The organism is Flavobacterium filum DSM 17961 (genome assembly GCF_000425465.1).
GTDB classification, from domain to species: Bacteria; Bacteroidota; Bacteroidia; order Flavobacteriales; family Flavobacteriaceae; genus Flavobacterium; species Flavobacterium filum.
Genome location: NZ_AUDM01000013.1, coordinates 11,594 through 23,634, shown reverse-complemented (window position 1 = coordinate 23,634; position 12,041 = coordinate 11,594). Strand labels below are relative to the sequence as shown.

The following is a 12,041-nucleotide window of genomic DNA, read 5'->3' as shown; positions in this document are numbered from 1 at the left end:
AAAAGATTTGTACAAATATACATTTTTTACTCCATTTTTAAATAACTTACACTTTTACGAAACAAAATTTAGGTATCTTTATAATTCTAAATTTAAAAAGATGAAAAAAGCTTTAGTGTTTTTTTTGGTTATTTTTTTATTAAATGGAATTATTTCCTTTGGGCAGACTATTCAAAACAAAAATTACGGAACAACCGGATACATTAAAAACGACGGCACAATTCAAGACAGCAATTACAGAACCGTTGGCTACATCAAAGAAAACGGAACAATTCAGAATAGCGATTATTCCACCATTGGTTACATCAAAAAAGACGGAACCATTCAAAACAATAATTATTCAACGGTTGGTTATGTGAAAGAAAACGGAACAGTTCAAAACAACAACTATTCTACTTTAGGATATATTAAAGACGATGGAACCGTTCAAAATAATAATTATTCCACAATTGGTTATGCAAAAGGTATCAAAAAAGAATGGGCTGCCGTGGTATTTTTCTTTTTTAAATTTGACAATTAATTGCGTTTTAGTTTCTTTTTCAAAAACAAATTCACATCATTATTTATCGATTGAACGTCCCATTTAGACTGTTCAATAATTCTATCGGTAAACAAAATTCCGTTTAAATGATCGGCTTCATGTTGAAAAACCACGGCTGTAAAACCTTCCACTATTTCTTCTTTAAAATTTCCTTTTAAATCAAAATAGGTGATTTTGATAGTATAATTTCGATAGACATCACCCCTATCTTCAGGAATAGACAAACAACCTTCAATTCCTTTACGTAGTAATTCTGACCGCCAAACAATTTTCGGATTGATATAAAATTCAAATGGTTCACCCAGTTTATCAAAGCGTTGCACCCAAAATAAATTTCGATTAATTCCCACTTGCGGAGCGGCAATCCCTATTCCCGGATTTTCGGGATTTCGCATCGCCAAATACATTCTTTTAGCAATAATTGGTAGCAATTTGTCTTTTGGGTTAACATCCGTTGAAACGGCTTTCAAAATTGTAAACTCTTTTGGTTCAGTAATTTGAATTACTTTAAACATTTGGGTTGAATCGGCTGACAGAATCAAATCAGTTTCTTCTTTGGTCAACTTTTGCGAAAAAGTTACCATCGAAATCAACAAAAACGAAACCAAAATCGATTTTTTCATCTTACTTAACAATTACGGCTTTAATTTCGTCAATGATTCGTAAAGCCAATGTATCTGCTTCTTTTTGTGTTGGAGCTTCTGTATAAATTCTAATAATTGGCTCTGTATTCGATTTTCGCAAATGCACCCACTCTGTAGCAAAATCAATTTTTACACCATCAATAGTCGAAATTTGTTCGTGAGCATATTTTGCCGTCATCGCCACCAAAATTGCATCCACATCAATTTCGGGAGTTAGTTCAATTTTGTTTTTGCTCATGTAATATTGAGGATACGAAGCACGAAGTTCCGCCACCGTTACATCTAAATTCGCTAAATGTGTTAAAAACAAAGCCACTCCAACCAAACTATCACGTCCATAATGCGACTCCGGATAGATGATTCCGCCGTTTCCTTCGCCACCAATAATGGCATTTGTCGCTTTCATCAATTCTACCACATTCACTTCGCCAACAGCACTAGCTTGGTATTTTCCGTTGTGTTTTTCGGTAATATCGCGTAACGCTCTTGAAGACGACATGTTAGAAACTGTATTTCCAGGAGTTTTACTCAACACATAATCAGCTACAGCAACCAGTGTGTATTCTTCGCCAAACATTTCTCCATCGTTCGAAATGAAAGCTAAACGATCTACATCTGGGTCAACTACAATACCGAAATCGGCTTTTTCTTTCACAACCAATTCACAAATATCACCCAAATGTTCTTTCAATGGCTCCGGATTATGTGGAAAATGACCGTTTGGTTCGCAGTATAATTTCACAACTTCAACACCCATTTGTTCCAATAAATTAGGAATGATAACTCCGCCGGAAGAATTTACGCCATCAACCACCACTTTAAATTTACGTTTGGCAACGGCTTCTGCATCTACCAAAGGTAAATTCAACACTTCATCAATATGAATATCCATATACGCATCGTTCACAGTAATTTCGCCTAAACTATCCACATCCGAAAAATCAAATGCTTCTGCTTCAGCAATTTCTAAAATCACAGCCCCTTCAGCTCCGCTTAAAAATTCACCTTTTGCATTCAATAATTTCAATGCATTCCATTGTTTTGGATTGTGGGATGCAGTTAAAATAATTCCACCATCTGCTTTTTCTAGTGGAACAGCAATTTCAACGGTTGGTGTTGTAGAAAGTCCTAGATCAATGACATCAATACCTAAACCAATCAACGTATTCACCACTAAATTATGAATCATCGGACCGGAAATTCGGGCATCACGACCAATTACAACTTTCAGCTTTCTTCCGGCTTCCATCTTCCCGCTTCCCGCTTTTAAAAATGTCCCATAAGCCGAAGCAAATTTTACCGCATCCACCGGAGTTAAATTATCTCCTACTTTTCCGCCAATTGTTCCTCTGATTCCTGAAATTGATTTAATTAATGTCATAGAATATATCTTTTTTTAATACTTTTTAATTCAAAACAGGACAAAGATAAAGAATTGAAATGGTGTAAATGTGATTTAAAATTCAATTTTTTAAGAATTAATTCCTACTTTAGACAAATGAATTTTTTAGCTCACATTTTTCTTTCCGGTGATAATGAATTGATTCAAATTGGCAACTTTATGGCCGATGGCATTCGTGGTCACGATTATTTGAATTATCCATCTGAAGTTCAGAAAGGAATCATTTTGCATAGAGCAATTGATACCTTTACCGATGCTCATCATATATTTAGAAAAAGTAAACACCGTTTGCACGAAAAATACGGACATTATTCCGGTGTAATTATTGACATTTTTTATGATCATTTTTTGGCTAAGAATTGGAACAATTATGCTAATGAATCTTTAGAAAAAGTGGCGAATGATTTTTATGAAAATTTGCGAAATCATTATGACATCTTAACTGATAAAACCAAAGGAATGATGCCTTACATGATTGCCCGAAATTGGTTGGTGAGTTATGCTTCCATTGAAGGATTATCGATGATTTTGTTTCAAATGGATCATCGCACTAAAAACCGAGTTGATATGCATCTATCTATCAATGAGTTAAAAGAATTTTATATCGATTTTGAAGAAGAATTCACTACTTTTTTTGAAGAATTACAAATCCATTGCCAAGAAAAACTAGCTACTTTATGAGAAATATTTCATTTCTATTTTTATTGATTTTGATGGGATGCAAAACGGAGCAAACCATTACTCCAACCGGATTAGTTGCCGAAAAAGCCATGGTGGTTTCTGCCCGAGAGGAAGCTTCTCAAATTGGAATAGAAATTATGAAACAAGGTGGTAATGCTTTTGATGCGATGATTGCCACCGAATTAGCTTTGGCTGTAGCCTATCCCTATGCCGGAAATATTGGCGGTGGCGGATTTATGGTGTATCGAAAAAATAATGGTAAAGTTGGAAGTTTAGATTACCGTGAAAAAGCTCCATTGGCCGCTATTTCAACTATGTTTTTGGATGAAAACGGAAATGTAATTAAAGGTTTAAGCACCGAATCTGCTAAAAGTGTTGGAGTACCCGGAACGATTGCCGGCGTTTTTGCTGTACATGAAAAATTTGGAACATTACCAATAAAGACCATTTTAAAACCGGTTATTGAATTAGCCCGAAAAGGAGTTGTAGTAACCCAAAAACAAGAAGAACGATTACACAAATATCGTGAAGCTATTGTTAAAGCAAATGGAGATAAAACACTGTTTGCCAAAGTTTTTAAAGAAAAAGATACGATTCGTTATTTTGCTTTAGCCAATACGTTGGAACAAATTGCCAAAAACGGTCGAGATGAATTTTACAAAGGCGAAACAGCAAAAACTTTAGTCAATTATATTCAATCGAAAGGTGGAATAATTACACTTGAAGATTTAGAAAAGTACGAAGCGATTTGGCGAAACCCTATTACCTTTCAATATAAAGATTATAAACTCATTTCAATGGCTCCACCCAGCAGTGGCGGAATTACCTTAGGTCAAATTTTAAAAATGATTGAACCCTATGAAGTCGATAAAATGGAACATCATTCAGAAAAATATATTCAACTTTTGGTGGAAGCGGAACGAAGAGCTTACGCCGACAGAAATCATTATTTGGGCGACCCTGATTTTGTAAAAATTCCGAGTAAAGAACTTTTGGATGATGCTTATCTAAAAAACAGAATGTCAACTTTTTCGTTTGAAGAAGCTACCAAATCTAATGAAATTTCACATGGAAACGTTCAATTTTCCGAAAGTACGGAAACAACTCATTATTCAATTGTAGATCAATTTGGGAATGCTGTTTCTGCTACTACCACTATTAATGATGCCTATGGTTCAAAATTATATTGTGACGAATTAGGATTCTTTTTAAACAATGAAATGGATGATTTCTCAGCAAAACCCGGTGAACCTAATATGTTTGGACTAACGGGTTCTGAAGCCAATAGTATTGCTCCTCAAAAAAGAATGTTGAGTTCGATGACACCTACAATTGTGGAAAAAGAAGGAAAGCTTTTTATGATTTTGGGAACTCCAGGTGGTTCAACCATTATCACTTCGGTTTTGCAGACGTTTTTAAATGTGGCCGAATTCAATATGAGTATGCAAGAAGCCGTAAACGCTCCTCGTTTTCATCACCAATGGTTGCCTGATGAAGTCATTTTTGAACCCAATTGCTTTTCATCTGATTTGTTAGAATCGTTAAAAATGAAAAAATATCTAATCAACGAAAAAGCCACACCAATTCTCGGAAAAGTGGACGCTATTTTAGTGCTGCCTGATGGAAAATATGAAGGTGGAGCAGACAAAAGAGGCGATGATAATGCGGTTGGATTTTAAATTAATATAATGAATTTTATTCAAGAACTTGAAAAGGAATTATTTGTTCATTACAATGCAGAAAACGCAACTAAAATGGAAGCGTATATGAAAAATAATTTTACATTTTTGGGAATAAAAACTGAGAACAGAAGAGCAATTTTAAAACATTTATGGAAAAAAAACCATCCAGAAATAAAATCTGATTTTAGGTCAATATGTTGGTCTCTTTTCAATAAAAAAGAACGCGAATTTCATTATTGTGGAATGGAAATCTTGATTCAAGAAATAAAAAGACAGTATAAAAAAGAAGACGATTTATTAATTGAAAAATGGCTCACAACCCATTCTTGGTGGGATAGTGTTGATTTATTGGCAAAATACCTTTTGGGAAATTATCTTTTAAAATTTCCGGAACAAACATTTAAAGTTATTGAGCGATTTTCTAATTCAGAAAATTTGTGGCTGAACAGAAGTGCCATTTTATTTCAATTGAATTATAAAAAGAAAACTGATTTTGAATTGTTGAAATCAGAATGTGAAAAACATAAACATTCAAATGAATTTTTTATTCAAAAAGCCATTGGATGGGCTCTTAGAGATTACAGTAGGTATAACTCAATTGGCGTTACGATTTACGTAAATAGCACGAATTTAAAACCATTAAGTAGAAAGGAAGCTATTCGAAACCTACAAAAATGGACATAATTATTTACATTTGTAATTCATTATTGACAAATGACAAACCATAAAAAATCGCCTTTCAAAAACTTCTTCAGAAAAAATTTCAGAAGACTGGAAGTATTTATTTTTTACTTAAAATCATTTCTTACTCCTCGACAATTTATTTATTTGGCTTGTTTTTTAGTGGGAGTTTCAGCCGCAATTGCTGTAATTGTATTGAAAACATTTGCCCACTGGGTCTATATTTTTGCTCAATACATCGATTCGATTTTGCATTTGCCCTACAGTAATAGTACACTACCAATCATTGGAATTGTTCTTACTGCAATTGTAGTTAAAAAAGTGTTAGATGGTTCTATTGAAAAAGGGACTTCGCAAATCATGTATGCGGTGGCTAAAAAATCGGGAATCATGCCCAAAAAGCAAATGTATGCACAAATAGTTACGAGTTCGCTTACCGTTGGTATGGGTGGATCGGCCGGATTAGAGTCACCTATTACCATAACCGGTGCGGCATTTGGCAGTAATTTTGCTCAAAATTATCGATTAAGTTACAAAGACAGAACGCTGCTTTTGGCGTGTGGAGTGGCTGCCGGAATTGCTGCTGCTTTTAACGCTCCCATTGCCGGAGTGCTTTTTGCCATTGAAGTGGTTTTAATGGATGTGAGCATCACTGCTTTTATTCCCATTATGATTTCCTCAGCAACAGGTGCGATTGTATCCACAATTTTGTTGAAAGATGAAATCTTATTTTCATTCAGTAAACAATTGAGTTTTGACTATCACAACTTACCTTTTTATGTTTTATTGGGTGTTTTTGCCGGATTTGTATCGATAAATTATGCTCGTACTTTTCGTAAAATTGAACATTATTTTGAAAAGTTAAAAATAAAACCCATCCGTAAAGCTTTATTTGGTGCTTTCCTTTTGGCGATACTCATTTTCTTTTTTCCCACTTTATTTGGTGAAGGATATGAAAGTATCAAAATATTAGCCAACACCAATCCACAACAAATATTAGACAATACTGTTTTGCAACATTTCAAAGAAAACAGTTGGATTTTACTCCTTTTTGTGGGAGCTACTATGCTCATAAAAGTATATGCCACGAGTATTACCATTGGAAGTGGTGGAAACGGAGGCAACTTTGCTCCTTCCCTATTTGTGGGTTCGTATTTGGGTTTTGTTGTGGCCACATTTTTCAATCAAATTGGGTTTAAACTTCCGGTAAGTAATTTTACTTTGGTTGGAATGGCTGGTATTTTAAGTGGTTTGTTTCATGCTCCGCTTACTGCTATTTTCCTAATTGCAGAAATTACGAGTGGTTATAGTTTGATGGTCCCACTAATGGTGGTTTCTTCTATTAGCTTTGCTATTTCTAAACGCTATGAACCGTATTCATTTGATATAAAAAATTTGGCTGCCAAAGGAGATGTATTTACCGAAGACAGAGATCGAAATATCCTCTCCGGAATTACGCCATCCAATTTAATCAGGATGGATATTCAAACATTGAAATTATCCAATTCATTAGAAGAATTGGTTCAGAAAGTATCGAATTACAATCAATCTGTTTTTCCAATTATAAATGATACTAATGAATTGATTGGTATTGTCAATTTTGAAGAAATTAGACCCTATTTATTCAATAGTTATAAAGTAAAATTCACACCACTTCAGGATATCATGCGTCCGCCAAAAGAGCAAATCAATTATGATGAAACGATGGATACCATCATGGAAAAATTTGATCGATCGCAGGAAGAATTTCTTCCGGTTTTAAAAAACAATCAAGTTATTGGATTGTTATCAAAATCCTCAATTTTAGAAGCTTATCGTGTTCGATTGAAAAATATGATTATCGAATAATTTCTTAATATCGGATAGAATATTTTTTATATCCAAACGATAATTGTATCTTTGTTCTATTATGTGGAATATTGATACATCATACCGACCCGAATTTCAATCGACATTTGAACGATTGTATGATAAATTGGCTGTTTTACAACAAAGCAGACCATTGCCTTCTATTGCTTTACAAAAAATCAAAGAATCGTTAACCATCGAATGGACGTATAATTCCAACAGTATTGAAGGAAACACGTTAACTCTTAGGGAAACGCAAATGGTTTTACAAGAAGGAATAACCGTAAAAGGAAAATCACTTCGGGAACATTTTGAAGCCAAAAACCATGAAAAAGCGATTGAATATTTGTATTCCATAGTGAATGAAAATTATACTTTACGAAGTATTGATATTTTATCATTGCATGAATTGGTTTTGCGAATGATTGAAGATGAATTTGCCGGACGAATCAGAAATGGTGGTGTGCGAATTACCGGAGCCAATTTTGTTCCGCCAAATGCCAATAAAGTTTCTGATTTATTGGATGAGTTGATTGATTTTGTCAATTCAAACCCACTAGATTTGAATGATATTGAACTGGCAACTGTTTTTCATCATAAGTTAGTCTGGATTCATCCTTTTTTTGATGGAAACGGAAGAACCGTTCGTTTAGCCATGAATTTATTGTTGATGCGAAAAGGATTTCCGCCTGCTATTATTTTAAAAAATGATAGAAAAAAATATTATGAAGCACTCAATCAAGCCAATTCAGGCAATTATCAAAAATTGATATTATTGATGAGTCAGGCTTTGGAAAGAACGTTGAATATTTACTTTAGTTCCTTACCCGATAATGATTATGATTTTCAGAAAATTTCCAATATTGTCAGTGAACCTAATGAATTGCCTTACGGTCAGGAATACATCAGTTTGTTAGCACGTCAAGGAAAAATTGATGCTCACAAAGAAGGTAGAAATTGGTTTACAACCAAGAAAGCCATTGAAGAATATATGGCGAATAGGAAAAGGATGAGATAGTTGGCAGTATTCAGTTTTTAGTATTCAGTTAGCATTATAAACTGAACACTAAAAACTGATTACTGAACTCTACTTTGTTTTCTCTCCCACAAAATAATCATTCGTACTTTTGAACAATACATTAAATGTGGTTAAGCTTCCGTAAATTCGTGTAATATATTGTTGCAAATCAATTTTTTCGGCTTCATCTAAATTACTAGCGTTAATTTTTTGTTCCATTACTCTTAAACGGTCACGAACCATGATGATTTTATGAAAGAACGTATCGATTGGCACTTCTTTATTTTGCGTTGCGGTTCCCGGTTCTAAAATGAGTTTTCCACCTTTCCATTTATCCGCTATCGGCACAATTTGGGAAACATCTGACCATTTTTGCAATAGATTTTTTAAGGTTTTTTCCACTTCATAAAAACTTACCGAATCTACTTCGTCTTCCAATGCTTCTATAACTTCAAATTCACTATCAACGTCGATAGTTTCTAATCCATTTTCAATAAAAGTTACCCAATAATGTTTGGAAGTTACATTGGTTACTACGCCTAATCCGTATTCGGCATGTTTAATTCTGGAACCGATTCCTAGTATTTTCATAATTCAAGTTTAACATTTAATTTTTTCAAAAATAGAAATTGTTTAACAAATTCTTCTTATCTGTCTATATAAATCTTGCTGTTAAAATTGTAACTTTGCGTTTTGCGAAAAAATCATGCAACATTCAGACGAAACGATTGAAATAATTGGTGCTCGGGCTCACAACCTCAAAAACATTGACGTACGGATTCCCAGAGAAAAACTGGTGGTCATAACCGGACTTTCAGGTTCGGGAAAGTCATCCTTGGCTTTTGATACCATTTATGCCGAAGGACAGCGAAGATACATCGAAACTTTTTCGGCTTATGCCCGACAATTTTTGGGCGGATTAGAACGTCCGGATGTGGATAAGATTGACGGACTTTCACCTGTTATTGCCATCGAACAAAAAACAACCAGCAAAAGTCCACGCTCCACTGTTGGAACCATTACCGAAATTTATGATTTCTTACGTTTGTTGTTTGCCAGAGCCGGTGAAGCGTATAGTTACAATACGGGCGAAAAAATGGTTTCTTATTCTGATGAGCAAATCAAAGCCTTAATCATTGAAAATTTCAAAGGAAAACGCATCAATATTTTAGCTCCGGTTGTTCGTTCCCGTAAAGGTCATTACGCCGAATTATTTCAGCAAATTGGCAAACAAGGTTTTGTGAAAGTTCGGGTTGATGGCGAGATTCAGGACATAGTTTCCGGTATGAAAATAGATCGGTATAAAACCCACGATATCGAGATTGTAATTGATCGGATGCAGATTGAATCCAATGAAGAAACAGATAAACGATTAACTGAAAGCATCAAAACGGCGATGCATCACGGCGATGATGTGATGATGGTGATTGAACATGAAAGTAAAGAGGTGCGTTATTTCAGTAGAACATTGATGTGTCCAACTTCGGGTATTTCGTATCCAAATCCGGAACCGAATAATTTTTCATTCAATTCGCCCAAAGGAGCTTGTGAATGTTGTAATGGTTTGGGAAACATCAATCAAATTAATTTGAAAAAAATTATTCCCAATCCAAAAATAAGTATCAAACAGGGTGGATTTGCTCCGTTAGGTGAATACAAATCGAATTGGATTTTCAAGCAATTGGAAACGATTGGTGAAAAATATGGTTTTAAATTGACTGATGCCGTTGAAACTATTTCGGAAGAGGCAATGGAAATGATTTTGCATGGCGGAAAAGAAAAATTCTCAGTCGAATCTAAAACATTAGGCATTACCAAAGAATATAAAATTGAGTTTGAAGGGATTTCCAATTTCATCAAAAATCAATTTGACGAAAGCAGTTCAACTTCCATCAAACGTTGGGCGAAAGAATTTATGGATGAAATTGATTGTCCCGAATGTGAAGGTTCTCGTTTGAAAAAAGAAGCGTTTTATTTTAAAATCCATGAAAAAAATATTGCCGATTTGTCGCAAATGGATATTTCGGAATTGAATGAATGGTTTTTAAATTTGGACGAAAATTTGTCAGATAAACAAAAAGCGATTGCAGTTGAAATTACAAACGAAATCAAAGCTCGTTCGCAATTTTTGTTGGATGTAGGATTGAATTATTTATCGTTGAACCGAAGTTCTAAATCGCTTTCGGGTGGTGAAGCACAGCGGATTCGATTGGCAACACAAATTGGTTCGCAACTAGTTGGGGTTTTATATATTTTGGATGAACCGAGTATTGGTTTACACCAACGCGATAATGAACGATTGATTAATTCGTTAGAAAATTTGCGAGATATTGGCAATTCCGTTTTGGTTGTAGAACACGACAAAGACATGATTGAACGAGCGGATTGGGTCATCGATATAGGTCCGAAAGCAGGTCGTTTTGGTGGAAGAATTATTAGTGAAGGAACGCCAAAACAATTGTTGTTAGAAAACACCATGACGGCTCAATACATGAGTGGAAAAATGAAAATTGAAGTTCCTAAAAAGCGTCGGGAAGGAAACGGAAAAGTATTGAAATTATCAGGAGCTACCGGAAATAATTTAAAAAATGTGACTGTTGAATTTCCTTTGGGAAAACTCATTTGTGTGACCGGAGTTTCAGGAAGTGGAAAATCGACTTTGATTAATGAAACGCTCTATCCTATTCTAAACGAACACTTTTTCAATGCGGTGAAAAAGCCACAACCGTTCAAAAAAATTGAAGGATTAGAGCATATTGATAAGGTAATTGACATTGACCAAAGTCCGATTGGAAGAACACCAAGAAGTAATCCGGCTACTTATACCGATGTTTTTTCAGAAATCAGAAGTTTGTTTACGCAAACTCCCGAAGCCATGATACGTGGATACAAAGCCGGACGTTTCAGTTTTAATGTGGCCGGCGGAAGATGCGAAACTTGTGAAGGTTCGGGTGTTCGCACGATCGAAATGAGTTTCTTACCGGATGTTTATGTGGAATGTGAAACGTGTATGGGAAAACGTTTTAATCGAGAAACATTGGAAATTCGTTACAAAGGAAAATCCATTTCGGATGTATTGAATATGACGGTGGATGAAGCGGTTGACTTTTTTGAAAACATTCCAAAAATCTATCGAAAAGTAAAAACGATTCAAGATGTTGGTTTGGGTTACATAACCTTAGGACAACAAAGCACAACCCTTTCGGGTGGCGAAGCCCAACGGATTAAATTGGCTACCGAATTATCAAAAAAAGATACGGGAAACACCTTTTACATTTTAGACGAACCCACCACCGGTTTGCATTTTGAAGACATTCGTGTGTTAATGGAAGTTATTACCAAACTAGTGGACAAAGGAAATACCGTGCTAGTTATTGAACATAATATGGATGTAATAAAATTGGCCGATCATATTATTGATATTGGATTAGAAGGCGGAAAAGGCGGTGGCGAAATTGTTTGTAAAGGAACGCCGGAGGAAATTGTGAAAAACAAAAAGAGTTTAACCGCTCAATTCTTAAAAAAAGAATTATTTTAGCACGTT

Annotated in this window: 10 protein-coding genes; 7 read left to right on the top strand and 3 right to left on the bottom strand. The window is 34.8% G+C overall.

Annotation, left to right across the window (positions count from 1 at the left end):
• Positions 1-100 precede the first annotated feature (100 nt).
• A complete protein-coding gene (locus H601_RS0109100; protein WP_026711226.1) occupies positions 101-520 on the top strand; it encodes a 5-fold beta-flower protein in 420 nt (139 codons plus the stop codon).
• Here H601_RS0109100 and def read toward each other — a convergent pair.
• Positions 517-1,164: a peptide deformylase gene (gene def, locus H601_RS0109095; RefSeq protein WP_026711225.1), complete on the bottom strand. Its 648-nt coding sequence runs from the start codon at positions 1,162-1,164 to the stop codon at positions 517-519. The genes H601_RS0109100 and def overlap by 4 nt on opposite strands.
• A 1-nt stretch (position 1,165) precedes the next feature.
• The gene (gene glmM / locus H601_RS0109090) at positions 1,166-2,566 is read right to left on the bottom strand and encodes a phosphoglucosamine mutase (protein WP_026711224.1); all 1,401 of its coding nucleotides are present in this window, start codon (positions 2,564-2,566) and stop codon (positions 1,166-1,168) included.
• A gap of 117 nt (positions 2,567-2,683) precedes the next feature.
• On the opposite strand from glmM, the gene H601_RS0109085 reads away from it, so the two are divergent.
• The 5 genes from H601_RS0109085 to H601_RS0109065 all read left to right on the top strand — a co-directional run bounded on the left by H601_RS0109085 (position 2,684) and on the right by H601_RS0109065 (position 8,497).
• Entirely contained in the window at positions 2,684-3,268 is a 585-nt protein-coding gene (locus tag H601_RS0109085; RefSeq protein ID WP_026711223.1) for an acyl carrier protein phosphodiesterase, read from the top strand.
• Positions 3,265-4,947: a gamma-glutamyltransferase gene (gene ggt, locus H601_RS0109080; protein ID WP_026711222.1), complete on the top strand. Its 1,683-nt coding sequence runs from the start codon at positions 3,265-3,267 to the stop codon at positions 4,945-4,947. Before H601_RS0109085 ends, ggt begins: the two co-directional genes overlap by 4 nt.
• A 9-nt stretch (positions 4,948-4,956) precedes the next feature.
• Entirely contained in the window at positions 4,957-5,634 is a 678-nt protein-coding gene (locus H601_RS0109075) for a DNA alkylation repair protein (protein ID WP_026711221.1), read from the top strand.
• Between the two features lie 30 nt (positions 5,635-5,664).
• The gene (locus H601_RS0109070) at positions 5,665-7,479 is read left to right on the top strand and encodes a chloride channel protein (protein WP_026711220.1); all 1,815 of its coding nucleotides are present in this window, start codon (positions 5,665-5,667) and stop codon (positions 7,477-7,479) included.
• A gap of 61 nt (positions 7,480-7,540) precedes the next feature.
• Positions 7,541-8,497 (top strand): Fic family protein, encoded by a 957-nt coding sequence (locus tag H601_RS0109065; protein WP_035655797.1) that lies wholly within the window; start codon positions 7,541-7,543, stop codon positions 8,495-8,497.
• 69 nt (positions 8,498-8,566) lie between these two features.
• Here H601_RS0109065 and H601_RS0109060 read toward each other — a convergent pair whose 3' ends face one another.
• Complete coding sequence (locus H601_RS0109060; RefSeq protein WP_026711218.1) at positions 8,567-9,088, bottom strand: hypothetical protein; 522 nt, start codon at positions 9,086-9,088, stop codon at positions 8,567-8,569.
• 115 nt (positions 9,089-9,203) lie between these two features.
• Here H601_RS0109060 and uvrA point away from each other — a divergent pair, with 115 nt between their 5' ends.
• Positions 9,204-12,035: an excinuclease ABC subunit UvrA gene (gene uvrA, locus H601_RS0109055; protein WP_026711217.1), complete on the top strand. Its 2,832-nt coding sequence runs from the start codon at positions 9,204-9,206 to the stop codon at positions 12,033-12,035.
• Positions 12,036-12,041 lie beyond the last annotated feature (6 nt).